Origin of the sequence: Streptomyces sp. NPDC005202 (assembly GCF_040608235.1) — a bacterium.
Classification (GTDB): Bacteria; Actinomycetota; Actinomycetes; order Streptomycetales; family Streptomycetaceae; genus Streptomyces.
The window spans coordinates 108,394-131,660 of sequence record NZ_JBEXHW010000011.1 but is presented as its reverse complement, the minus strand read 5'-3'; the positions used below and the strand labels follow the sequence as shown (position 1 = coordinate 131,660).

The window sequence follows — 23,267 nt, the reverse complement described above, 5'->3', positions numbered from 1 at the left end:
CTCGGTAACACGTCGGTGTAATCGATTCCACAAGGAGGTGGAACGGCGATGGCGGGCATCAAGGACGTCGCCGCCGAGGCAGGCGTCTCCGTCGCCACGGTCTCGCGCGTCCTGAACGACCACCCGTCGGTCAGCGCCGACGCACGCACGCGCGTGCTGGCCGCCGTCGAGGCGCTGGGCTACCGCCCGAACGCCGTCGCCCGTTCCCTGCGCACCGACCAGACCCACACCCTCGGCCTGGTCATCAGCGACGTACTCAACCCGTACTTCACCGAACTGGCCCGCTCCGTCGAGGAGGAGGCCCGCGCCCTCGGCTACAGCGTGATCATCGGCAACGCCGACGAGCGGCCCGAACTGCAGGACCACCACGTCCGCACGCTGCTGGACCGGCGCATCGACGGGCTGCTGGTCTCCCCCACCGACGGCGGCTCCCCGCTGATGCTGGACGCCGCCCGCGCGGGGACGCCGATGGTGTTCGTCGACCGGTGGATCAAGGGCGTGGACGTGCCCGTGGTCCGGGCCGACGGGCGGGCGGCCGTACGGAACCTCGTCGCGCATCTGCACGGGGTGGGGCACCGGCGGCTCGCGATCATCGCGGGCCCCGCGGCCACCACCACCGGCCGCGAGCGCGTCGAGGCCTTCCGCGAGGCCCTGGCCGAGTGCGGCATCCCCCTCCCGGACGCCTATGTGGGCCAGGGCGACTTCCAGGCCGAGAGCGGCCGGCGGGTCACCGAGGGCTTCCTCGACCTGCCCGAGCCGCCGGAGGTCGTCTTCGCCGCCGACAACCTGATGGCGCTCGGCGCGCTGGACGCGATCCGCGCGCGCGGGCTGCGGGTGCCCGACGACATCGCGCTGGCCGCGTTCGACGACATCCCGTGGTTCCTGCACACCGACCCTCCGATCACCGCGATCGCCCAGCCCACGGGCGAGCTGGGACGCGCCGCCGTCCGCGCGCTGGTCGACCGCATCGAGGGACGGCCCCCCGCGTCCGTGACCCTCCCCGCCCGGCTCGTCGTACGCCGCTCGTGCGGCAAGCCGGCTGCTGCGCAGGCCCCCGCTGTGCAGCCCTCCCCCACGCAAAGGAGCAAGCCGTGAGCAACCCGGACGAGTTGCTGCGCATCGAAGGCATCCGCAAGACCTTCCCCGGCGTGGTCGCGCTGGACGGCGTCGACTTCGACCTGCGCCGCGGCGAGGTGCACGTGCTGCTCGGTGAGAACGGCGCGGGCAAGAGCACCCTCATCAAGATGCTCTCCGGCGCCTACACCCCCGACGCCGGGCGGATCATCGTCGGCGGCGAGGAGGTGCGCATCCATGGCGCACAGGACTCCGAGCGCCTCGGGATCGCCACCATCTACCAGGAGTTCAACCTGGTGCCCGACCTGACGGTCGCCGAGAACATCTTCCTGGGGCGCCAGCCGCGCCGCTTCGGGATGATCGACCGCAAGAGGATGGAGGCGGAGGCCGCCGAACTCCTCGACCGCGTCGGCGTGAACGTGTCCCCACGCGCGCGCGTGCGTGAACTCGGCATCGCGCGCCTGCAGATGGTCGAGATCGCCAAGGCCCTCAGCCTGAACGCGCGCGTGCTGATCATGGACGAGCCGACCGCCGTGCTCACCTCCGAAGAGGTCGACAAGCTGTTCGCCATCGTGCGTGCGCTGCGCGAGGACGGCGTCGGGATCGTGTTCATCACGCACCATCTGGAGGAGATTGCCGCCCTCGGCGACCGCGTCACGGTCCTCCGCGACGGCAGGAGCGTCGGCCAGGTGCCCGCCTCCACGCCCGAGGACGAGCTGGTACGGCTCATGGTGGGACGGTCGATCGCGCAGCAGTACCCGCGCGAACGGGCCAGGACGGGGCCGGTGCTGCTGACCGTCGAGGGGCTCACGCGGGACGGCATCTTCCACGACGTGAGCTTCCAGGTGCACGCCGGTGAGGTCGTCGGCATCGCGGGCCTCGTGGGAGCCGGTCGTACGGAGGTCGTCCGGGCCGTGTTCGGTGCCGATCCGTACGACAAGGGGGCCGTGAAGGTCGGCGGTTCGCCGTTGCGACGGCACGACGTCAACGCGGCCATGGCGGCCGGGATCGGCCTCGTGCCCGAGGACCGCAAGGGTCAGGGCCTGGTGCTGGACGCCTCCGTCGAGGAGAACCTCGGGCTCGTCACCCTGCGGGCGGCGACCCACGCGGGGCTCGTCGACCTCAAGGGGCAGCGCGAGGCGGCCGCCCGGATCGCCGGGCAGCTCGGGGTGCGGATGGCCGGACTCGGGCAGCAGGTGCGGACGCTGTCCGGCGGCAACCAGCAGAAGGTGGTGATCGGCAAGTGGCTGCTGGCCGACACCAAGGTGCTCATCCTCGACGAGCCGACGCGCGGCATCGACGTCGGCGCCAAGGTCGAGATCTACCAGCTCATCAACGAACTGACGGCCGCCGGCGCCGGCGTCCTGATGATCTCCAGCGACCTGCCCGAGGTGCTCGGCATGAGCGACCGGGTGCTGGTGATGGCCCAGGGCCGGATCGCGGGCGAACTCCCCGCCACCGAAGCGACCCAGGACGCCGTGATGGCGCTCGCCGTCAGCACTCCCACGACCGGAACGGAGGCCTGAAGTGGCCACTGACACGCTCAAGAGCACGACGGGCGCGCGTGGCGCCTCGGGCGGCCTGCGCCGCGTCCTGCTCGACAACGGCGCGCTCACCGCGCTCATCGTCCTCGTCTTCGCGCTGTCGGCGCTGTCCGGAGACTTCCTGACGACCGACAACCTGCTCAACATCGGCGTCCAGGCGGCCGTGACCGCGATCCTCGCCTTCGGCGTCACGTTCGTGATCGTCTCGGCCGGCATCGACCTGTCGGTCGGCTCGGTGGCGGCGCTGTCGGCCACCGTGCTCGCCTGGAGCGCCACGTCGGCCGGGATACCGGTGTTCCTGGCGGTCGTCCTTGCGATCGCCACCGGCATCGCGTGCGGCCTGGTCAACGGCTTCCTGATCGCGTACGGGAAGCTGCCGCCGTTCATCGCGACGCTGGCCATGCTGTCGGTGGGCCGCGGCCTGTCCCTGGTCATCTCGCAGGGCTCCCCGATCGCCTTCCCGAGCTCGGTCTCGCACCTCGGCGACACGCTCGGCGGCTGGCTGCCGGTGCCGGTGCTCGTCATGGTCGTCATGGGGCTGATCACGGCGTTCGTGCTGGGACGGACGTACATCGGCCGCTCCATGTACGCGATCGGCGGCAACGAGGAGGCCGCCCGCCTGTCGGGCCTCAGGGTGAAGAAGCAGAAGCTCGCGATCTACGCGCTGTCCGGGCTGTTCGCCGCGGCCGCGGGCATCGTGCTCGCCGCCCGGCTGTCGTCCGCGCAGCCGCAGGCCGCGCAGGGCTACGAGCTGGACGCGATCGCCGCGGTCGTCATCGGCGGCGCCTCCCTCGCGGGCGGCACCGGCAAGGCGTCGGGGACGCTGGTCGGCGCGCTGATCCTGGCGGTGCTGCGCAACGGGCTCAACCTCCTGTCGGTGTCCGCCTTCTGGCAGCAGGTCGTCATCGGCGTGGTGATCGCGCTGGCGGTGCTGCTGGACACCCTGCGGCGCAAGGCGGGGGTCACGCCGGTGGCTGCCGGTACCTCTCCCGGCGGGAAGGGCAAGCAGGCGGCGACGTACGCCCTCGCGGCGGTGGTCACCGTGGCCGTGGTGGCCGCGGCCTCCCTGCTGCACACCGGCTCCTCGTCCGCCGCGCCGAAGATGGGCCTGTCCCTGTCCACACTCAACAACCCCTTCTTCGTGCAGATCCGGGCGGGCGCGCAGGCCGAGGCGAAGAAGCTGGGCGTGGCCCTGACCGTCACCGATGCCCAGAACGACGCCTCCCAGCAGGCCAACCAGCTGCAGAACTTCACGAGCTCGGGCCTCGGCGCGATCATCGTCAACCCGGTGGACTCGGACGCGGCGGGCCCCGCCGTACGGGCCGCCGACAAGGCGAAGATCCCGGTGATCGCCGTCGACCGGGGCGTCAACAAGGCCACCACCGACACCCTGGTGGCGTCCGACAACGTCGCGGGCGGCGAGCTCGCCGCGAAGACGATCGCCGAGAAGCTCGGCGGCAAGGGCAAGATCGTGATCCTGCAGGGGCAGGCGGGCACCTCCGCCGCCCGGGAGCGCGCCGCGGGCTTCGCCAAGGGCCTCAAGGCCTACCCGGGCATCCAGGTCCTGGCCCAGCAGCCCGCCGACTTCGACCGCACCAAGGGCCTCGACGTGATGTCGAACCTGCTTCAGGCCCACCCCGACGTCCAGGGCGTCATCGCCGCCAACGACGAGATGGCGCTCGGCGCGATCAAGGCGCTGGGCTCGAAGGCCGGCACGTCGGTCCAGGTCGTCGGCTTCGACGGCACCCCCGACGGCCTGACGGCGGTCAAGGCGGGCACCCTGTACGCGTCCGTTGCGCAGCAGCCGACCCAGCTGGGCAGGATCGCCGTGGACAACGCGCTGCGGGCGGCCCAGGGCAAGAAGGTCGACCCGATGGTGAAGGTGCCGGTCAAGGTGGTCACGAAGGAGAACGTGGCCGGATTCAGCGGCTGACCTCGGCGAGCGGGCGGGCGGTCATGGCGACCGCCCGCCTCCAGTCATCTCTCAGGGGAGTCATGGGGAGTCATTCCATGTACGACTACGACCTCCTGGTCGTGGGGTCGGCCAACGCCGACCTGGTCATCGGCGTCGAGCGGCGGCCCGCGGCCGGCGAGACGGTGCTCGGCTCCGACCTGGCCGTCCACCCGGGCGGCAAGGGCGCCAACCAGGCGGTCGCGGCCGCCCGGCTCGGGGCCCGTACGGCCCTGCTGGCCCGGGTCGGCGACGACGCGCACGGCCGGCTGCTGCTCGACTCGCAGCGGGCGGCCGGCGTCGACACCGTGGGGGTGCTGGTCGGCGGCGCGCCGACCGGGGTCGCACTGATCACGGTGGACCCGTCCGGGGACAACAGCATCGTGGTCTCGCCGGGCGCCAACGGCCGGCTCACCCCCGAGGACGTGCGGGCGGCGACCGGCCTTCTCCAGGCCTCCCGGGTGGTCTCCACGCAGCTGGAGATCCCGCTGGAGACGGTCGTGGAGGTCGTACGGAACCTGGCGCCGGCCAGCCGCTTCGTGCTGAACCCGTCACCGCCGCGCCCGCTGCCGCGGGAGGTCCTCGAGGCCTGCGACCCGCTGATCGTGAACGAGCACGAGGCGAAGGTGATCCTGGGCGGCTCCGGCGTGAGCGACGGCCCCGAGGACTGGGCGCGGGCCCTGCTCGCGCACGGCCCGCGCTCGGTGGTCGTCACCCTGGGCGCCGAGGGCGCGCTGGTGGCGTCCGCCGAGCAGATCGCCAGGATCCCGTCCGTGAAGGTGGACGCCGTGGACACGACGGGCGCGGGCGACGCGTTCACCGCGGCGCTGGCCTGGCGGCTGGGGGCGGGCGCGTCCCTGGAGGAGGCGGCGGCGTACGCGGCCCGGGTCGGAGCGGCCGCCGTCACCCGGCGGGGAGCGCAGGAGTCCTTCCCGACGGCGGCGGAGGTCGCCGCGCTGTGCTGTGCCGTCCCGGGGGACAACCCTCGGGCACCCGGCCAGGGGTCGGGCAGCGCACCCGGCACTTCTGCGCGAGGCGGTTCCCAGTGAAGAAGGCGGGAATCCTCAACCGTCACCTCTCCGGCGCGCTGGCCGAGCTGGGCCACACGGACGGGGTGCTGGTCTGCGACGCCGGCATGCCGATCCCGGACGGCCCGCGGGTCGTGGACCTGGCGTTCCGGGCCGGGGTGCCGTCGTTCGCCGAGGTGCTGGACGGCCTGCTGGCCGAGCTGGTGGTGGAGGGCGCGACGGCGGCGGAGGAGGTCCGCGCGGCCAATCCGGCGGCGGCGGCGCTGCTGGACGGGCACTTCCCCGAACTGGCCCTCGTCCCGCACGAGCGGCTCAAGGAGCTGTCGACGGGCGCGCGCCTGGTCGTACGGACCGGGGAGGCACGGCCGTATGCGAACGTGCTGCTGCGGTGCGGGGTGTTCTTCTGACGACCCTAGAAGCTTCGAGGGGGCCGGTCCGTCGACCAGGCCCCCTCGGCTTTCCCCTCCAACATCAGAACCCCCCCCCGGATCCCCCTCCAGAAGTTCTGATGCCAGGTACGACCCAAGGGGTGCGGGAAGGGTTGCACGGCCCGGCGAAGATATTTCCGGCGGTTCTCCAGCGCTTTTCCAGCGCTTCTCAGGACCCGGCGGCCGATGCGACCTGCCGGGCCTGCGTCACCGCTTCGCGCAGGCGGCCGAACGTCCAGGGCGTCAGCGGTGTCAGGTGTCCGACCGCGCGTCCCAGCCACTCCGCGTCGCCGAGCCGCTGTGCCTCGCCCGCGGCGACGGTCTGCGTCAGAAGTTCCTCCAGCAACAAGAGCTCGGCGCCCCGGTACCGGCGGGTGTGGCGGTCGAAGTACACCGCCTGGTCCTCGTAGGGGTGGCGCAGGGTCATGTGCAGGTAACCGCCACCGCGTCCCCTGAGACCCAGCAGACCGGCGAGTAGGCCCACCAGCGTGTACATATCCTTCGAGGGATACCTGCCCCCGAGGGTCAGGCGCATCCCCAGCATGGTCCTGGACCAGGGGATCAACTCCCCCTCGGCCTCCCGCGCACACCGGCACAGCCCCTCCGCACGGAACTCCACCCAGGAGCCGCCCGGCCGCCGGGAGTCCCCCACCGCCCAGCGGCCGTCGGCCAGTTCCAGCGGTCCAAGAGGCGTATTCGTGTCCGTCACCTGCTCATTGGATCACGCGTTCGATGAACCGCGCCGCCGTTTCCGCCAGCACCTCCCGCCCGTCCCGCGCCCACAACTCCTCGTTGAACAGTTCGACTTCGATGGGCCCTGCGTACCCGGCCGCCTCCACGTACCCCTTCCACTCCCGCATCTCGATCGCACCGTCCCCGATCTGGCCCCGGCCGTTGAGGGCTCCCTCGGGCAGCGGCGTCGTCCAGTCGGCGAGCTGGAAGGTGTGAATGCGGCCCGAGGCGCCCGCGCGGGCGATCTGCTGCGGGGCCGTGTCGTCCCACCAGATGTGGTACGTGTCGACCGCCACGCCCACCTGGCGGGCGGGGAAGCGTTCCGCGAGGTCGAGGGCCTGGGCGAGGGTGGAGACCACGCAGCGGTCGGAGGCGTACATGGGGTGCAGGGCCTCGATCGCCAGGCGGACGCCCCGCTCCTCGGCGTAGGGACCGAGCTCCGCCAGTGCGTCGGCGATGCGCTCGCGCGCGCCGTGCAGGTCCTTCGAACCCGGCGGCAGCCCGCCGGAGACCAGGACGAGGGTGTCCGTGCCCAGCGTCGCCGCCTCGTCGACGGCCCGGCGGTTGTCGTCGAGGGCCCGGGCCCGCTCGTCCGGTTCGATCGCCGTGAAGAAGCCGCCCCGGCACAGGGTCGTCACTGTCAGGCCCGCGTCGCGGACCAGTTTCGCCGTCGCCTCGACACCGTACGACTGGACGGGTTCGCGCCACAGGCCGACGTTGCGGACCCCCAGCTCCGCGCAGGCGTCGGCCAGTTCGGGCAGCGACAGCTGCTTCACCGTCATCTGGTTGATGCTGAAGCGCTCGAGATCCGTGCTCATGGGGTCACCCCGTACAACGACAGCAGGTTCTTCATCCGCTCCTCCGCCAGCTTCGGATCGGGGAACAGGCCGAGGCCGTCGGCGAGTTCGTAGGCGCGGGCGAAGTGCGGCAGGGAGCGGGCCGACTGGTGGCCGCCGACCATCGTGAAGTGCGACTGGTGGCCGGCCAGCCAGGCCAGGAAGACCACACCCGTCTTGTAGAAGCGGGTGGGCGCCTGGAAGAGGTGGCGGGACAGCTCGACCGTCGGGTCGAGGAGGTCGCGGAAGCCCCGCACGTCGCCCGTGTCGAGGACGCGTACCGCCTCGGCCGCCAGCGGGCCCAGCGGGTCGAAGATGCCGAGCAGCGCGTGGCTGAAGCCCTGCTCGTCGCCCGCGATCAGTTCGGGGTAATTGAAGTCGTCGCCCGTGTAACAGCGCACGCCCTGCGGCAGACGGCGGCGCAGGGCGATCTCGCGCCGGGCGTCCAGCAGGGAGATCTTGACGCCGTCGACCTTGTCGGGGTGGGCGGCGACGACCTCCAGGAGGGTGCCGGTGGCCGTGTCCAGGTCGGCCGAGCCCCAGTAGCCCTCCAGCGCCGGGTCGAACATCGGGCCGAGCCAGTGCAGGATCACCGGGTCGGCGGCCTGGCGGAGCAGGTGGCCGTAGACGTCGAGGTAGTCCTCGGGGCCGCGGGCGGTGGCCGCGAGCGCGCGGGAGGCCATCAGGATCGCCTGGGCGCCCGCCTCCTCGACCACGGCGAGCTGCTCCTCGTAGGCCGCGCGGATCTCCGCCAGGGACCCGCCGGTGATCTGGTCGGTGCCGACGCCGCAGGCGATGCGGCCGCCCACTGCCTTCGCCTCGGCGGCGCTGCGGCGGATCAGCTCGGCCGCGCCCGCCCAGTCCAGGCCCATGCCGCGCTGGGCGGTGTCCATGGCCTCGGCGACACCCAGCCCGTGGGACCACAGGTGGCGGCGGAAGGCGAGGGTGGCGTCCCAGTCGACGGCGGCCGGGGAGTCGGGGTCGGTGTCGGCGAACGGGTCGGCGACGACGTGGGCCGCCGAGAAGACCGTACGGGAGGTGAAGGGGGCGCCCGGGGTGAGGGCGAGAGGCTCGGTGCGCGGCTCGTAGGTGCGCAGCCGGCCGCGCGCGTCCGGCAGGTGGATGGTCACAGGGAGATCTCCGGTACGTCGATACGGCGGCCCTCCGCCGAGGACTTCAGGCCCAGTTCGGCGAGCTGGACGCCGCGGGCGCCGGCGAGCAGGTCCCAGTGGTAGGGGGCGTCGGCGTGGACGTGCTTGAGGAACAGCTCCCACTGGGCCTTGAAGCCGTTGTCGAACTCGGCGTTGTCGGGGACCTCCTGCCACTGGTCGCGGAAGGCCTCGGTGGCGGGGATGTCGGGGTTCCAGACGGGCTTGGGGGTGGCGGAGCGGTGCTGGACGCGGCACTTGCGCAGCCCTGCGACGGCCGACCCTTCCGTCCCGTCCACCTGGAACTCGACCAGCTCGTCGCGGTTGACGCGCACGGCCCAGGAGGAGTTGATCTGGGCGATCGCGCCGCCTTCGATTTCGAAGATGCCGTAGGCGGCGTCGTCGGCCGTGGCGTCGTACGGCTTGCCGTTCTCGTCCCAGCGCTGCGGGATGTGGGTGGTGGCCAGGGCCTGGACGGACTTCACGCGGCCGAACAGCTCGTGGAGCACATATTCCCAGTGCGGGAACATGTCGACAACGATGCCACCGCCGTCCTCGGCGCGGTAGTTCCAGGAGGGGCGCTGGGCGGGCTGCCAGTCGCCTTCGAAGACCCAGTAGCCGAACTCGCCGCGGATGGAGAGGATCCGGCCGAAGAAGCCGCCGTCGATGAGGCGCTTCAGCTTGAGGAGCCCCGGCAGGAAGATTTTGTCCTGGACGACGCCGTGCTTGATGCCGGCCCCGGCGGCCAGCCGGGCGAGTTCCAGGGCGCCGTCGAGGCCGGTGGCCGTGGGCTTCTCGGTGTAGATGTGCTTGCCGGCGGCGATCGCCTTCTTGATGGCCTCCTCACGGGCCGAGGTGACCTGCGCGTCGAAGTAGATGTCGACGGTCGGGTCGGCGAGGACCGCGTCCACGTCCGTCGACCAGTGCTCCAGGCCGTGCCGCTCGGCGAGCGCCCTGAGCGCGTGCTCGCGGCGGCCGACCAGGACCGGTTCCGGCCACAGCACGGTGCCGTCGCCGAGGTCGAGTCCGCCCTGCTCGCGCAGGGCGAGGATCGACCGGACAAGGTGCTGGCGGTAGCCCATGCGCCCGGTCACACCGTTCATGGCGATCCGCACCGTCTTGCGCGTCACGTCAGTCCCTTCGTACGCGATCCACGCGCCGCGTACGCCCCGACGGTGTCACGAGCGCCCAGCGGTGTCCCTGGTGAGCGCGGTGTCACTGGTGAGCGATGCAGCAAGCGCTTTCTATTCAGAGTGAAGCTAGCCTCTCAGCAGCGGTCTGGACAAGACCGCGTCGAGGACGTGTTGTTCGAGGGGGCGAACAACGGGGGCGGGTGGCCGTAAGGTCTGCACGACACACGGCCGACGGTAGGTGGCTGCAGGCCGGGTGCGAGGACGGACGACGAGATGCGCGACCGGAGGACGACGAGATGACGGTGACCCTGGCGGACGTGGCGGCCCGTGCACAGGTCTCGCCCGCGACGGTGTCGCGCGTGCTGAACGGCAACTACCCGGTGGCCGCCTCCACCAGGGAGCGGGTGCTCAAAGCGGTCGACGAGCTGGACTACGTGCTCAACGGGCCCGCGAGCGCGCTCGCCGCCGCGACCTCCGACCTGGTCGGCATCCTGGTGAACGACATCGCCGACCCCTTCTTCGGGATCATGGCAAGCGCGATCCAGTCCGAGATCGGCGGCCCGGGCGGGCGCGCGGGCGGGGAGCGACTGGCGGTCGTCTGCAACACGGGGGGTTCACCGGAGCGCGAGCTGACGTACCTGACTTTGTTGCAACAGCAGCGGGCGGCGGCGGTGGTGCTGACCGGCGGGGCCGTGGAGGACGAGCCGCACGCGGCGGCGATGACGGCGAAACTGCGCAAGCTGACGGACGCCGGGACGCGGGTGGTGCTGTGCGGGCGACCGCCGGCGCCGGACACGCAGGCGATCGCGCTGGCCTTCGACAACCGCGGAGGCGCACGGCAACTGACGGAGCACCTGATCGGGCTGGGCCACCGGCGGCTCGGCTACATCGCCGGGCCGGAGGAGCGCACGACGACGCGGCACCGGCTGGAAGGGCACCGGGCGGCACTGGCGGCGGCGGGCATCGAGGAGGATCCGCGCTGGACGGTCCACGGCCGCTACGACCGCCGGTCCGGCTACGAGGCGACACTGGAACTCCTGCGCCGCGATCCGTCGTTGACGGCTGTCGTCGCCGCGAACGACTCCGTCGCGCTCGGAGCGTGCGCGGCGCTGCGCGAGTCCGGGCTGCGGATTCCGCAGGACGTGTCGGTGGCGGGCTTCGACGACCTCCCCTTCAGCATCGACGCGGTGCCTTCCCTTACGACGGTACGGCTGCCGTTGGCCGAGGCGGGGGCGCGGGCCGGACGCATCGCGATGGGGCGGGAAGAGCCGCCGCCCGGGGGGATCGCGACAGTGCGGGGGGAGCTGATGGTGCGGGCGTCTTCGGGGGTGCCGCGGGGTTAGGGGCGGGGCCGGGACGTGGACGGGCGGCGGCTGTCGGCCTACCCTCGAAGCAGGGGTATCTCTGACTGAGTCAACCATGAGTCCACCGTCGGAGCCGACCCGATCAGCCACCGCCGACCGTCGCCCGGGGGCCGACCATGACCGTCCAGGACGTCCGCGCCTTCAACCGCTTCTACACGAACGTCATCGGCGCCCTCGACTACGGCCGTCACCTCTACGCCCCCTACACCCTCACCGAGTCCCGCGTTCTGTACGAGCTCGCGCACTCCCCGCGTACGGACGCGGCCGACCTCCGAGCCGAACTCTCCCTGGACGCCGGATACCTGAGCCGCATCCTGAACAAGTTCGAGCGGGAGGGGCTCGTCGAGCGCAAGCCGTCCGACAAAGATCCGCGCCGGCGCCGTATCGCCCTCACCCAGCGCGGGAGGGACGCCGCCGACCTGCTCGAGGAGCGGGCGCGGGACCGTCGGTTCGCTGCTCGCCTCCGTGCCTGCCGCCGACCGGCCCCGCCTCACGGAGGCGATGCGGACCGTCCGCGAGATCCTGTCGGGCGGACGGGCGCCCCGGCGTGAGGACGTCGTGCTGCGCGATCCCCGACCGGGTGACCTGGGGTGGATCGTGCAGCGCAACGCCGCGGTGTACGCCGCCGAGTACGGCTGGAACACCGACTACGAGGGGCTGGTGGCGGGATCGTCGCGGACTTCGCCGAGGACCACGACCCGCACCTGGAGCGGGTGTGGATCGCCGAGCAGTGGGGGTCCCCCCGCTCGAGCGAAGCCGAGAGTGGGGGAGGGCGGCCGGTGGGGTGCGTGATGTGCGTACGGGACGAGGCCCCGGCCACCGCACGGCTGCGGCTGCTGCTCGTCGAGCCCGAGGCGCGCGGCCTCGGCATCGGCGACCGGCTGGTCGGGGCCGTCATCGACTTCGCGCGCGGTGTCGGCTACCGCGACCTCGTGCTGTGGACCAACTCCGTCCTCACCGCCGCCCGCCACATCTACCAGCGCCACGGCTTCGTCCTGGTCGCCGAAAAGCCCCACCGCTCCTTCGGCCAGGACCTCGTCGGCCAGGACTGGCGGCTGGACCTGCGCGCAACGCCCGAGTGACGAGGACGGGCGGGTGAGGACGGGCGGGACAGGCGTGCGACGAGTAGGGTCCCTGGGTATGAAGCTGGCGTTCTCCACCCTCGGCGTCCCCGGCCTGCCCGTAGCGGACGTGGTCCGGCTCGCGGCCGCGCACGGCTACCACGGTGTCGAGCTGCGCGCGCACCCGGAGGAGCCGGTGCATCCCGGCCTCGGCAGCGCCCAACGGAACGACGTGGCCGCCGAGTTCAAGGCTGGCGGCGTCGAAATCCTGGGCCTGGCGGGCTATGCGCGCGTGGCCGCGCCGGGCGATGACGCGGCCGTGCTGGCCGAGATCCGCGAACTCGTCGACCTGGCCCGCGACTTGGGCGCTCCCTTCGTCCGGGTCTTCCCCGGCGGCGGCCCGGACCAGCCGCGCGAGGAGGCCGACGCCACCGCTGCCCGGCGCCTGGCCACCGCCGCCGAGCACGCCGCCGACCTCGGGGTGCGCATCCTGCTGGAGACCCACGACTCGCACCGCACCGGCGCCGACGCGATCCGCGTCCTCGGCCTTGTCGGCCACCGCCAGGTCGGCGCCCTGTGGGACGTGATGCACACCTGGCTGGGCGGCGAGCAGCCGTCGGACACCTACGCGGCGCTCTCCCCGTACCTCGGATACGTCCAGGTCAAGGACATCGCCTCGGCCGACGACACGACCCCGCTGCCGCTGGGCTCCGGCGTCCTGCCCCTCGCCGAGTGCGTGGAGGTGCTCTCCCGCAACGGCTGGGACGGCTGGCTGTGCTGGGAGTACGAGAAGCGGTGGTACGAGCAGGCCGCGCCGCTGCCGGACCTGCTCGGCCCCGGACGGGACCACCTGGCCCGGCTGCTCAACGACTCGGCGTAACCCGGTCACTCTCCCCGGGCGGTAATCTTCGCGGAACCGTCGAGACACCACTCCAGCACGGCGGGCCAGGAGCCGTAGCCGGCGTCCAGGTCGAGGTGGGCCGCCCCGGGGATGATCTCGGTGGGAATGCCGAGGGGATCACCGAAGGCGGTCTTCGCGCCCTCCGGGCAGTACGGGTCGTCGTCGCCCGCGACCAGACGAGTGGGCGCGGGCAGCTTCAGGCCCTCGAGCGGCGGCGGGGCGAAGGCGGCCACCTCCGGATGCCGGACGAGGACGGAGGCGGACGGCGGGGCCACGAGCAGGACCCGGTCCACGTCCAGGCCCCGGGTTCCGCGCGCGACGGCATGCAGCCACAGCACGGTGGACAGGCTGTGGGCGACGACGACCCGCTCCGCGCCGTCCGGCAGCCCCTCCAGATGCCGGGCCAGCTCCCCCAGCCACACCTCGAGGTCCGGGTCGTCGGGATCGGGCAACTGCGGGTAGGTGACATGGTGGCCCAGCTCGGTCAGGCGGTCGGCCAGCCAGTGCTCCCAGTGGTCCTTGGGGCGGTGGTTCTGCCAGCCGTGGAGGATGAGGTAGGCGCGCGGGGCTTGCGGGGTGTCGTTGGTGCTCATGGCCCGATGGTTTCCGATCACCGGCCAAAGGTCCACCGACGAGGTGGTCAGACGAGGACCCGCGCCCACACCGTCTTCCCGACACCCCGGTCCCTGACCTCCCACGACTGCGCCGGCGCGGTGACCAGGAGGAGGCCGCGGCCCGACGTCGCCTCGGGGTCCGGGTCCGCCGGGAGCGGTCTGCGCGGGCAGGCGTCGGACACTTCGATGTCCACCGCCTTCTCGCCCTCGTACGTCATCGCGACCTCGAAGCAGCGGCCGGGTACGCGGCCGTGGCGGACCGCGTTCGTCACCAGCTCCGAGACGACCAGCTCGACGGCCTCGCGCGTCTCGGTCGGCACGCCCCAGGAGCGCAGTACGCAGCGGGCGCCGTGGCGGGCCTCGACGGCGTTGCGCGGGGTCGGCGTGTACCTCAGCCGCCAGGTGCGGAGCGGGAGGTTTGCGCGGTCACTTTCTGTGTTCACGGGAACACTGTCAGCCCTGGTCGCTACCGTCACCAGTGACCGAGCGTCGACGACTGCGTACGGCAACTGGTGTGGTGCGCGGGTTGATTGGCGTAGAGCCGTGTAGAGGGGGTGGGTACCGCGGTGGCGCAACCCAAGAAGAACTCGTCGTCTCCGGCCGCGCAGTACTTCGCGGAGGTCCTGCGGACGCTGCGCGTGAACGCCGGTTTGTCGCAGAACGAGCTGGGCGAGCGGATGGCGTACTCGGGGGCGGCGGTGAGCGCGGTGGAAACGTGCGCGAAGCCGGCGACGGACGAGTACATCGAGGCGGCGGAGAAGGCGTTGGGGGCCGGGGGGCTCATTGCGGCGGCGGCGAAGTATTTGCGGCTGGAGCGGTATCCCGAGCACTTCCAAGGGTTCGTGCAGCTGGAGCAGGAGGCGTTGAGTGTCTCCTCGTACTGCACCCAGCTCATCCATGGCCTGCTGCAGACGAAGGAGTACGCCGAAGCCGTGCTGAACTACGCCTTCCCGCCCTGGAAGAGGACGAAGTCGAGCAGCTGGTGTCGGCACGCATGGAGCGCAAGGCGCTGTTGGACCGCAGGCCGAGGTGTGTCGTCAACGTGATCGTTGAAGAGGCGGCTCTCAAGCGCCACGTTTGTGGCCCTGAGGCCATGCGCGCTCAGTACGACTACTTGCTTGCGTGCGCCGAGCGGCCGAACGTCGTTCTCCAGGTCATGCCGGAGAGCAGGCCGGGGCACGCAGGCCTGCAAGGTGCCCTGACCGTGCTCGACACCCCGGAGAACACCACCTTGGTGTACATGGAGGGCAACGGGCACAGCACTCTCGTCTCCAGGCCGGATCAGGTCGGTGACCTGGCGCGCCGTTATGCGATGATCACAAGCCAGGCCCTCCACCCGGAGGAATCCGTCGCCCTGACCGGGCAGTTGGCAGGTGAGCTAGGACCGACCTGGCGTGGTTCAAGAGCAGCTACAGCGATTCTGGCGGCGGTGATTGCGTCGAAGCCGCCTTCACCTGGTTCAAGAGCAGCCACAGCGATTCCAGCGGCGGCGAATGTGTCGAAGTCGCCACCACCACCGCCATACACATCCGCGACTCCAAGGCCCCGGAGCGCCCCTACCTCACCGTCTCCCCCGCCGCCTGGGCCGACTTCCTCACCCTCGCCTCCAGAAGTGAACGCCGTTCTGGCCACTCCTCCGTTGAGCACGGCTCGCAGGGGCCGTTGAGCACGGCCCATACGCCCCGTTCGGCTCGGCTCGCAGGGACCGTTGAACGCGGCCTCACAGGTCCCGTTCAGCACGGCCTGCAGGGGCCGTTGAGCACCGCCCACACGCCCCGTCGGGCACGGCAGTACACCGGCTCACCAACTTCCGGGAAACCGGGCCCGGCCGGGAACCCTGCCCCGCCCCCACTCGTCCAATCCCCAAGCTGCCGGATGAGTCTCCGCTGTGCGGTGTCGGCCCTCGCTGCTGGCTGCGATCGCTGACCACCCTCTCCGCCGTACCGCGGTCGGCAGCACGCCGTCATCGGCGCGCCCCCCTCCAACAGCGCCGATGGCGGCCCCTCACTGGTTACTGTGCATTCCCTTGACTGGCAGTAACTTCCCGGATATTGGTGACTCCTCGGAAGTTTCTTTCAGAGACACTCCAGCGGATCTCCTCCGGAAGGAGCGCACGTGCACGACACCAGCACGGGAAGCACGGGAAACACCGCACGCCCCTCCAGACGTACCGTCCTCGCCGCGACCGCGGGCATCACCGCCGCCATGGCGGTCGGCGGCACCGCACACGCCGCCGCCGACGACGACAACAGGCTCCGCACCCTCATCTCCCGGATGACGCTGGAAGAGAAGGTCGGCCAGCTCTTCGTGATGCGGGTGTACGGCCACTCGGCCACCTCCCCCGACCAGGCCGACATCGACGCCAACCTCAAGGAGATCGGCGTCCGCACGGCCGCCGAGCTGATCGCCAGGTACCGCGTCGGCGGCATCATCTACTTCACCTGGGCTCACAACACCCGGGATCCCCATCAGATCGCGGATCTGTCCAACGGGATCCAGAAGGCCTCCCTCCAGCAGCCGCGCGGCCTGCCCGTCCTCATCACCACCGACCAGGAGCACGGCATCGTCTGCCGTGTGGGCAAGCCCGCGACCCTCTTCCCCGGCGCGATGGCGATCGGCGCCGGCGGCTCGCGCGCCGACGCCCACACGCTCGGCCGCATCTCCGGCGCCGAGCTGCGCGCGATCGGCATCAACCAGGACTACTCCCCCGACGCCGACGTGAACGTCAACCCGGCCAACCCGGTCATCGGCGTACGGTCCTTCGGCGCCGACCCGGACGCCGTGGCCGGTCTGGTCGCGGCGGAGGTGAAGGGGTATCAGGCCTCCCGGGTCGCGGCGACCGCCAAGCACTTCCCCGGGCACGGCGACACGGCCGTCGACAGCCACTTCGGCTTCCCGGTCATCACGCACAGCCGCGAGCTGTGGGAGAAGCTGGACGCCGTGCCCTTCCGGGCGGCCATCAAGGCCGGCATCGACTCGATCATGACCGCGCACATCCAGTTCCCGGCGCTCGACGACTCCGGCGACCCGGCCACCCTGTCCCGCCCGATCCTCACCGGCATCCTGCGCGAGGAGCTCGGCTATGACGGAGTCGTGGTCACCGACTCCCTCGGCATGGAGGGCGTGCGCACGAAGTACGGCGACGACCGGGTGCCGGTGCTCGCGCTGAAGGCGGGCGTGGACCAGCTGCTCAACCCGCCGTCTCTGGACGTCGCCTGGAACGCGGTGGTGAAGGCCGTACGGGACGGCGAGCTCACCGAGGCCCGGCTGGACGAGTCGATCCTGCGCATCCTGCGGCTGAAGGCGAAGCTGGGACTGTTCGACGAGCCGTACGTGAGCGGGGCCGGCGTCGACCGGACGGTCGGCGCCCCGGCACACCTGGCGGCTGCCGACCGCATCGCCGAGGGCACAACCACGCTGCTGGTCAACGAGGGCCGCCTGCTGCCGCTGTCCCGCCGGACGCACAAGAAGCTCCTCGTCGTCGGCGCCGATCCGGCCTCCCCGTCGGGCACCACGGGACCGCCCACCGGCGTCCTCGCCGCCGCCCTCACCGAGCTGGGCTTCACGGCCACGGCCCTGTCGACCGGCATCACCCCGTCCGCGGCGACCATCGCCAAGGCGGTCGCGGCGGCACGGGAGGCGGACGCGGTGGTGGTCGGGACGTACAACGTCACGGCGGGCAGCTCGCAGAAGACGCTGGTGGAACAGCTCTTGGCGACCGGCCGTCCGGTGGTGGCGATCGCCATCAGGAACCCGTACGACGTGGCCCAACTGCTGTCCGTGCCCGCCTGCCTGGCGGCCTACTCCTGGACCGACGTCGAACTGCGCGCGGCCGCACGGGTCGTCGCCGGCCGGGTGAAGCCGCGCGGGAAGCTGCCGGTGCCGGTGCAGCGGGCGGACGATCCGGCGAAGGTGCTGTACCCCATCGGGTACGGCCTGTCGTACTAGCCGGGCTCTGCCATCGGACGTACGAGACGTACGCCGCGCACCCGGCGGATCACCCCCAACTGACCCAAAGCCCCCCACATGTCTGGCGTGGGCCCGCTGCGGCGGGCCACGCTGGACGGGGGTGGACCGGGGGATGGCGATGCGCAAGAGATGGTCCGTGGGATTGGGGTGCGCCCTGCCCGCGCTGCTCGGCGCGCTGCTGACGGGCTGCCAGCAAACGTCCGGCTCCGCGGCGCAGGACGACGGCCGGCTCGGCGGTACGGCGACACCGACGCAGCCCTCCGGCTACGGCGCGGTGTTCCTCGCGGTGGACGAGTGCAGCTCCTTCGGCACGACCAGCTTCACCGAGGTGCCGTGCACCGGCGAACGGGCGGCGGCACGGGTGATCGCCCGCTACGACGGCAAGCTGAGCGACGGTCCGCCGTGCCCGGCGACCACCGACTTCGTGCTGCACATCAGCGCCCAGCGGCCCTCCTCCGACGAGAACGGCGACGGCGCGATCCCGCAGGGCTACGCCTGCATGCGCAACCTCGAGCCGCCGCATCCCGGCGCCCCCGGCGGCGGGGGCGGCCCCCGCACCATCGTCGGCGACTGCGTCTACAGCGCGGGCCGCGGCGAGGTACGGGAGACGGCGTGCGACGGCACGGGCAGGAAGCAGCCGGAGTACAAGGTGACGCGGGCGGTCCGCACCCGCGCCCGGTGCCCGTCGTCGACGGCGTTATACGTCCAGCTGGGCGGCAAGGACCCGGTGGGCTGCGCCCGGAAGGTGTGACTCCGGGCGCAGCCCTCATGCGTCAGGGCCTGAGCGCCGGTTCACGCTCCACGTCGTGCTTGTCCAGCTTCACGTCGTACCGCGCCAGCGGTTTGGCCGCCGCCGGGTCCGCCTGGACCGCCGAGGAGGCCACGCCGGCCACTGAAGGATCCTGGCCGTGGCGAGCGCCTTCTCGTCGGGCACGAGGCCCGCGACCTTCGCGCCGTGGTTCAGGCCGGGCGCTGTGAAGACGTACGAGTCGCGCGCCCCGTGACCGAGCCGGAAAGGGTCGGTCGACACCGCTCCGGCCGTGCTCAGCGTGCCTATGAGCACCGTGAGCGCGAGCAGCCATCTGAGCGCCTTGCGCATGCACCCTCAACTGTGAGACAGATGTGCGCCGGAAGCTATCGGAGCAACGCAAGTGCACACCAGGGCAGTTGGGGAAAACCCTATGGCACGTCAGTGACTCAGCACAGGATCCAGCCGGTGCTCACCGACCCCGCCCCCACCGATCCGCTGATCCGCACGCATCGGTGGCCTGCGTGCACGGTGACCGGGCCCGCGTGGTAGGCGAAGCGCCCCTTGTCGGTGACCGGGCGGTTGCCGCGGGCCTGAACTGTGACCGACATCGACTGCCTCGGCCCGGGGTGCTTGGGGAAGGTCATGGCGCAGACGTAGCCGTCGCGCCGGTAGACGTGCACGGCGCCGGTGGAGAAGGAGAGCGTCTTGACCTGGCGGCCGGAGCAGCTGGACGCGGCCTGCGCGGTTCCGGGCACCGCGAGCGCGAGCATCCCGGACGCGGTCAGCACGGCCGCGACAAGCGCCACCCGCCGACGTATCGCACCACTGTCCACAGTCGTCCCTCCCCGTACAGCAGCACATCAGCGTACTGGTGTACGGACGCAGGACGTACGTCAGATGGTTGCGCCGCCCGCGTCAGCGGGACGCGCTGACCGGCTCCTCCGGCCCGGGCGCGCCGACGAAGGTCCGCCACAACTCCGCGTACCGCCCGCCGCGGGCCAGCAGCTCCTCGTGCGTGCCGTCCTCGACGACGCGGCCGTGGTCCATCACCACCACCCGGTCGGCGCGGGCGGCGGTGGTCAGGCGGTGGGCGACCACCAGGGTTGTGCGGCGGCCCGCGAGGCGGTCGGTGGCCTGGCTGACCTGAGCCTCCGACGCCAGGTCCAGGGCAGCCGTCGCCTCGTCGAGGAGCAGGATGTCGGGGTCGACGAGCTCGGCGCGGGCCAGGGCGATCAACTGGCGCTGGCCCGCCGACAGGTTGCGGCCGCGCTCGGCGACCTCGTGCAGATAGCCGCCCTCCAGCGTGGCGATCATCTCGTGCGCGCCGACCGCCCGCGCCGCCGCCTCCACCTCGGCGTCGGTGGCGTCCGGGCGGCCGTAGGCGATGGCGTCGCGGACGGTGCCCTGGAAGAGGTACGCCTCCTGCGGCACGACACCGAGACGGTGGCGGTACGACGTCAGGTCCAGCGCCCGCAGATCCGAGCCGTCGACGGTCACCCGGCCGCCGGTCGGGTCGTAGAAGCGGGCCACCAGCTTCACGAGGGTCGACTTGCCCGCGCCGGTCTCGCCGACGAAGGCGACGGTCTGGCCCGCGGGGATGCGCAGGTCGATCCCGCGCAACGCCGCGTCGGTCCCATCGGCGGCCCCGTAGGCGAAGTGCACGTCCTCGAAGGCGATTTCGCCGCGCAGGGAGAGCACATCGAGGGGCTCGTCGGCGGACTTGGTGGACGTCGGCTCCTGGAGCAGCTCCTGGATGCGGCCGAGGGAGACGGTCGCCTGCTGGTAGCCGTCGAAGACCTGGGAGAGCTGCTGGACCGGCGCGAAGAACAGGTCGATGTACAGCAGGTACGCCACCAGGGCACCCGTGGTGAGCGTGGCCTCCTCCACCCGGCCCGCGCCCGCGATGAGCACCGAGGCTGCCGCGACCGACGACAGGAACTGCACGAACGGGAAGTAGATCGAGATCAGCCACTGGCCCCGGATCCGGGCCCGGCGGTAGCTGTCGCTGCGCTCGGCGAACCGCCGCCCGCCGTCGCGCTCACGCCGGAAGGCCTGCACGATCCGCAGCCCGGACACCGACTCCTGGAGGTCGGCGTTGACCACCGACACGCGCTCGCGGGCCAGTTGGTAGGCCTTCACGCTCGCCCGGCGGAAGAAGAAGGTGGCGACGATCAGCGGCGGCAGGGTCGCGAAGACGACCAGCGCCAGCTGTACGTCGATGACCAGCAGGACGACCATGATGCCGAAGAAGGTGACCACCGAGACGAACGCCGTGACCAGGCCTGTCTGCAGGAACGTCGACAGCGCGTCGACGTCGGTCGTCATCCGCGTCATGATCCGGCCGGTCAGCTCCCGCTCGTAGTAGTCGAGTCCGAGCCGCTGGAGCTGGGCGAAGATCTTCAGGCGCAGGGAGTACAGGACGCGTTCGCCGGTGCGCCCGGTCATCCGGGTCTCGCCGATCTGCGCCGCCCACTGGAGGGCGACGGCGAGCAGGGCGAGCAGCGAGGCCGACCAGACGGCGCCGAGGGCCATCCGGGTGACGCCCTGGTCGATGCCGTGCCGGATCAGGATCGGCAGGAGCAGGCCCATGCCGGCGTCCACGGCGACGAGGAACAGGCTGACGAGGAGCGGGAGGCCGAAGCCGCGCAGGAGTCTGCGCAGGCCGTAGGACTCCTCGGGCTGGACCGCGCGTCCCTCGTCGATGTCCGGGGTGTCGGTCGCGGGCGGCAGGGCCTCGACCTGGGCGAGGAGTTCGGGGGTGGCGGGCATGCCGGCCATCGCCGTGTCCCTGGGCGCGCGCTCCCCCGCCCACAGCTTGGGTGTGATGCCGCGCTCGGCGTCGAACTCGGCGTCCAGCTCCTCGCGTACGGAGGTGTCCTCCTGGGGCGCGGCGGGCCGGGCCTGACCGGGTGAGACACCGCCCAGCTCGTCGGGGTCGGTGAGCAGGCGGCGGTAGAGGGCGCAGCGCTGCTGGAGTTCCTCGTGGGTGCCGACGTCGGCGAGGCGGCCGCCGTCGAGGACGGCGATGCGGTCGGCGAGGTTGAGGGTGGAGCGCCGGTGTGCGATGAGCAGGGTGGTCCGGCCCTCCATGACCTGCTTGAGCGCCTCGTGGATCTCGTGCTCGACCCGGGCGTCCACGGCGGAGGTGGCGTCGTCGAGGACGAGCAGCCGCGGGTCGGTGAGGATCGCGCGGGCCAGCGCGATGCGCTGGCGCTGGCCGCCGGAGAGGGTCAGGCCGTGCTCGCCGACCGCGGTGTCGTAGCCGTCGGGCAGCTCGGCGATGAAACGGTGCGCCTGGGCGGCGCGGGCGGCGGCCTCGATCTCCTCCTGGGTGGCGTCGGGACGGCCGTAGGCGATGTTGTTGCGCACGGTGTCGGAGAAGAGGAAGGAGTCCTCGGGCACCAGGCCGATCGCGGCCCGCAGCGAGTCGAGGGTCAGCTCGCGCACGTCGTGCCCGCCGACGAGGACGGCGCCGTGGGTGACGTCGTAGAAGCGCGGGAGGAGGAGGGAGACGGTGGACTTGCCGGAGCCTGAGGAGCCGACGACGGCGAGGGTCTCGCCGGGGCGGATCTCGAAGGAGAGGCCTTCCAGGACCGGGCGGCCGTCGGCGTAGCCGAAGGAGACGTCGTCGAACTCGACCGTCGCGGGCGCGTCGGCGGGGAGCTCCTTCGTGCCGTCGGTCAGCGTGGGCTCGGTGTCGATCAGCTCCAGGACCCGCTCGGTGCCCGCCCGGGCCTGCTGGCCGACGGTGAGCACCACGGCGAGCATGCGGACCGGGCCGACGAGCTGGGCGAGGTAGGTGGAGAAGGCGACGAACGTACCGAGCGTGATGTGCCCCCGTACGGCGAGCCAGCCGCCCAGGGCCAGCATGGCGACCTGGCCGAGGGCGGGCACGGCCTGGAGGGCGGGGGTGAACCTGGCGTTCAGCCGGATGGTCCGCATCCGCCCGGCGAACAGCCGCCGGCCGACCTCGCGGAGCTTGCCGGTCTCCTGCTCCTCCTGCCCGAAACCCTTCACCACGCGTACGCCGCTGACGGCACCGTCGACCACGCCGGCGACGGCGGCGGCCTGCGCCTGGGCGTACCAGGTGGCGGGGTGCAGCTTGGTGCGGCTGCGCCGGGCGATCCAGCCGAGGGCGGGCGCGACCGCGAGGGCGACCAGGGTCAGTGGCAGCGACAGCCAGGCCATGATCACCAGGGAGATCAGGAAGAGGAGCACGTTGCCGATGGTCATCGGCAGCATGAAGAGCAGGCCCTGGATCAGCTGGAGGTCGCTGGTGGCGCGGCCGACCACCTGGCCGGTGGACAGCTCGTCCTGGCGGCGGCCGTCGAGCCGGGTGATCGTCTCGTACATCTCCGTCCGCAGGTCGTGCTGGACGTCGAGGGCGAGGCGCCCGCCGTAGTAGCGGCGGATGAAGGTCAGGACGTAGACGAGGAGCGCGGCGCCGATCAGGGCGCCGGCCCAGGGGGCCATGGCCCGGCTGTGGCCGCCGATCACGTCATCGATGATCACCTTGGTGATCAGCGGGACCAGCGCCATGACGGCCATACCGGCGAGGGAGGAGCCAAGGGCGAGGACGACGTCCCTGGGGTAGCGCCATGCGTACGAGGCGAGCCTTCGCGCCCAACCCCGCGTTTCCCCCTGCTGCGCTGCCACGCCGGTGCCTTCCTGCAGATCTGAACCACCGCAAGGCACCAACGCGAACGGAACCGGATTTCATCCCTCCGCAATGT

18 protein-coding genes and 4 pseudogenes are annotated in these 23,267 nt (G+C 71.8%); 13 read left to right on the top strand and 9 right to left on the bottom strand.

All coding sequences use genetic code 11. The annotated features are described in order from the left end of the window. Nucleotides 1-48 precede the first annotated feature (48 nt). The 5 genes from ABZV31_RS18815 to rbsD all read left to right on the top strand — a co-directional run bounded on the left by ABZV31_RS18815 (nucleotide 49) and on the right by rbsD (nucleotide 6,004). Nucleotides 49-1,095 (top strand): LacI family DNA-binding transcriptional regulator, encoded by a 1,047-nt coding sequence (locus ABZV31_RS18815; protein ID WP_355894881.1) that lies wholly within the window; start codon nucleotides 49-51, stop codon nucleotides 1,093-1,095. Then, complete coding sequence (locus ABZV31_RS18810) at nucleotides 1,092-2,600, top strand: sugar ABC transporter ATP-binding protein (protein ID WP_355894879.1); 1,509 nt, start codon at nucleotides 1,092-1,094, stop codon at nucleotides 2,598-2,600. Before ABZV31_RS18815 ends, ABZV31_RS18810 begins: the two co-directional genes overlap by 4 nt. 1 nt (nucleotide 2,601) lies before the next feature. Next, a complete protein-coding gene (locus tag ABZV31_RS18805; protein WP_355894876.1) occupies nucleotides 2,602-4,551 on the top strand; it encodes a substrate-binding domain-containing protein in 1,950 nt (649 codons plus the stop codon). A gap of 77 nt (nucleotides 4,552-4,628) precedes the next feature. Beyond that, a complete protein-coding gene (locus ABZV31_RS18800) occupies nucleotides 4,629-5,618 on the top strand; it encodes a ribokinase (RefSeq protein ID WP_355894874.1) in 990 nt (329 codons plus the stop codon). Next, nucleotides 5,615-6,004: a D-ribose pyranase gene (gene rbsD / locus ABZV31_RS18795; protein ID WP_355894872.1), complete on the top strand. Its 390-nt coding sequence runs from the start codon at nucleotides 5,615-5,617 to the stop codon at nucleotides 6,002-6,004. The genes ABZV31_RS18800 and rbsD overlap by 4 nt, the downstream gene beginning before the upstream one ends. 190 nt (nucleotides 6,005-6,194) lie before the next feature. On the opposite strand, the gene ABZV31_RS18790 is transcribed toward rbsD, so the two are convergent. Genes ABZV31_RS18790 through ABZV31_RS18775 form a run of 4 tightly spaced genes read right to left on the bottom strand, consistent with a single transcriptional unit; the run spans nucleotide 6,195 to nucleotide 9,871 of the window. Further along, nucleotides 6,195-6,734 (bottom strand): hypothetical protein, encoded by a 540-nt coding sequence (locus ABZV31_RS18790; protein WP_355894870.1) that lies wholly within the window; start codon nucleotides 6,732-6,734, stop codon nucleotides 6,195-6,197. A 4-nt stretch (nucleotides 6,735-6,738) separates the two neighbouring features. Further along, on the bottom strand, nucleotides 6,739-7,575 hold the full coding sequence (locus tag ABZV31_RS18785; RefSeq protein ID WP_355894868.1) for a sugar phosphate isomerase/epimerase family protein: 837 nt from the start codon (nucleotides 7,573-7,575) through the stop codon (nucleotides 6,739-6,741). Further along, nucleotides 7,572-8,723, bottom strand: a complete 1,152-nt coding sequence (locus tag ABZV31_RS18780) for a dihydrodipicolinate synthase family protein (protein WP_355894866.1) — start codon at nucleotides 8,721-8,723, stop codon at nucleotides 7,572-7,574. Before ABZV31_RS18780 ends, ABZV31_RS18785 begins: the two co-directional genes overlap by 4 nt. Next, the gene (locus tag ABZV31_RS18775; protein WP_355894863.1) at nucleotides 8,720-9,871 is read right to left on the bottom strand and encodes a Gfo/Idh/MocA family oxidoreductase; all 1,152 of its coding nucleotides are present in this window, start codon (nucleotides 9,869-9,871) and stop codon (nucleotides 8,720-8,722) included. Before ABZV31_RS18775 ends, ABZV31_RS18780 begins: the two co-directional genes overlap by 4 nt. Before the next feature lie 299 nt (nucleotides 9,872-10,170). Between ABZV31_RS18775 and ABZV31_RS18770 the strand changes: the two genes are divergently transcribed. From ABZV31_RS18770 to ABZV31_RS18760, 3 genes and pseudogenes are all read left to right on the top strand, one after another. Next, nucleotides 10,171-11,217: a LacI family DNA-binding transcriptional regulator gene (locus ABZV31_RS18770; RefSeq protein WP_355894860.1), complete on the top strand. Its 1,047-nt coding sequence runs from the start codon at nucleotides 10,171-10,173 to the stop codon at nucleotides 11,215-11,217. A gap of 137 nt (nucleotides 11,218-11,354) precedes the next feature. Next, nucleotides 11,355-12,320, top strand: a pseudogene (locus ABZV31_RS18765) (helix-turn-helix domain-containing GNAT family N-acetyltransferase). Nucleotides 12,321-12,378: 58 nt separating this feature from the next. Beyond that, nucleotides 12,379-13,179 carry a sugar phosphate isomerase/epimerase family protein gene (locus ABZV31_RS18760; RefSeq protein WP_355894858.1) on the top strand — a complete coding sequence of 267 codons (801 nt, stop codon included), beginning with the start codon at nucleotides 12,379-12,381 and terminating at the stop codon, nucleotides 13,177-13,179. Nucleotides 13,180-13,184: 5 nt separating this feature from the next. Here ABZV31_RS18760 and ABZV31_RS18755 read toward each other — a convergent pair whose 3' ends face one another. Both ABZV31_RS18755 and ABZV31_RS18750 read right to left on the bottom strand, forming a co-directional pair. Further along, nucleotides 13,185-13,793, bottom strand: a complete 609-nt coding sequence (locus tag ABZV31_RS18755) for an alpha/beta hydrolase (RefSeq protein ID WP_355894855.1) — start codon at nucleotides 13,791-13,793, stop codon at nucleotides 13,185-13,187. A gap of 47 nt (nucleotides 13,794-13,840) precedes the next feature. Further along, on the bottom strand, nucleotides 13,841-14,257 hold the full coding sequence (locus tag ABZV31_RS18750; RefSeq protein ID WP_355894853.1) for an ATP-binding protein: 417 nt from the start codon (nucleotides 14,255-14,257) through the stop codon (nucleotides 13,841-13,843). A gap of 123 nt (nucleotides 14,258-14,380) precedes the next feature. Here ABZV31_RS18750 and ABZV31_RS18745 point away from each other — a divergent pair, with 123 nt between their 5' ends. The 5 genes and pseudogenes from ABZV31_RS18745 (at nucleotide 14,381) to ABZV31_RS18725 (ending at nucleotide 18,534) form a co-directional block, all read left to right on the top strand. Then, the gene (locus tag ABZV31_RS18745; protein WP_355894850.1) at nucleotides 14,381-14,860 is read left to right on the top strand and encodes a Scr1 family TA system antitoxin-like transcriptional regulator; all 480 of its coding nucleotides are present in this window, start codon (nucleotides 14,381-14,383) and stop codon (nucleotides 14,858-14,860) included. Further along, nucleotides 14,809-15,111 (top strand): annotated as a pseudogene (locus ABZV31_RS18740) (DUF5753 domain-containing protein); the annotation flags it as partial. The gene ABZV31_RS18745 and the pseudogene ABZV31_RS18740, both read left to right, overlap by 52 nt. A 92-nt stretch (nucleotides 15,112-15,203) precedes the next feature. Beyond that, nucleotides 15,204-15,419 (top strand): annotated as a pseudogene (locus ABZV31_RS18735) (DUF397 domain-containing protein); the annotation flags it as partial. Nucleotides 15,420-15,929: 510 nt separating this feature from the next. Next, nucleotides 15,930-17,762 (top strand): glycoside hydrolase family 3 protein, encoded by a 1,833-nt coding sequence (locus ABZV31_RS18730; RefSeq protein WP_355894848.1) that lies wholly within the window; start codon nucleotides 15,930-15,932, stop codon nucleotides 17,760-17,762. 139 nt (nucleotides 17,763-17,901) lie between these two features. Next, a complete protein-coding gene (locus ABZV31_RS18725) occupies nucleotides 17,902-18,534 on the top strand; it encodes a hypothetical protein (protein ID WP_355895042.1) in 633 nt (210 codons plus the stop codon). A 22-nt stretch (nucleotides 18,535-18,556) separates the two neighbouring features. Here ABZV31_RS18725 and ABZV31_RS18720 read toward each other — a convergent pair. The 3 genes and pseudogenes from ABZV31_RS18720 to ABZV31_RS18710 all read right to left on the bottom strand — a co-directional run. Beyond that, nucleotides 18,557-18,804: pseudogene (locus ABZV31_RS18720) on the bottom strand (aminopeptidase); the annotation flags it as partial. Nucleotides 18,805-18,980: 176 nt separating this feature from the next. Further along, nucleotides 18,981-19,367, bottom strand: a complete 387-nt coding sequence (locus ABZV31_RS18715) for a hypothetical protein (RefSeq protein WP_355894846.1) — start codon at nucleotides 19,365-19,367, stop codon at nucleotides 18,981-18,983. A gap of 82 nt (nucleotides 19,368-19,449) precedes the next feature. Then, nucleotides 19,450-23,190, bottom strand: a complete 3,741-nt coding sequence (locus ABZV31_RS18710; protein WP_355894843.1) for an ABC transporter ATP-binding protein — start codon at nucleotides 23,188-23,190, stop codon at nucleotides 19,450-19,452. Nucleotides 23,191-23,267 lie beyond the last annotated feature (77 nt).

What these genes read in the sequence shown, in the direction of transcription:
- ABZV31_RS18725 (WP_355895042.1), top strand. Translation starts at nt 17,902, where the DNA reads ATGCGCAAGAGATGGTCCGTGGGATTGGGGTGCGCCCTGCCCGCGCTG.
- ABZV31_RS18755 (WP_355894855.1), bottom strand. Translation starts at nt 13,793, where the DNA reads ATGAGCACCAACGACACCCCGCAAGCCCCGCGCGCCTACCTCATCCTC.
- ABZV31_RS18760 (WP_355894858.1), top strand. Translation starts at nt 12,379, where the DNA reads ATGAAGCTGGCGTTCTCCACCCTCGGCGTCCCCGGCCTGCCCGTAGCG.
- ABZV31_RS18785 (WP_355894868.1), bottom strand. Translation starts at nt 7,575, where the DNA reads ATGAGCACGGATCTCGAGCGCTTCAGCATCAACCAGATGACGGTGAAG.
- ABZV31_RS18800 (WP_355894874.1), top strand. Translation starts at nt 4,629, where the DNA reads ATGTACGACTACGACCTCCTGGTCGTGGGGTCGGCCAACGCCGACCTG.
- ABZV31_RS18815 (WP_355894881.1), top strand. Translation starts at nt 49, where the DNA reads ATGGCGGGCATCAAGGACGTCGCCGCCGAGGCAGGCGTCTCCGTCGCC.
- ABZV31_RS18770 (WP_355894860.1), top strand. Translation starts at nt 10,171, where the DNA reads ATGACGGTGACCCTGGCGGACGTGGCGGCCCGTGCACAGGTCTCGCCC.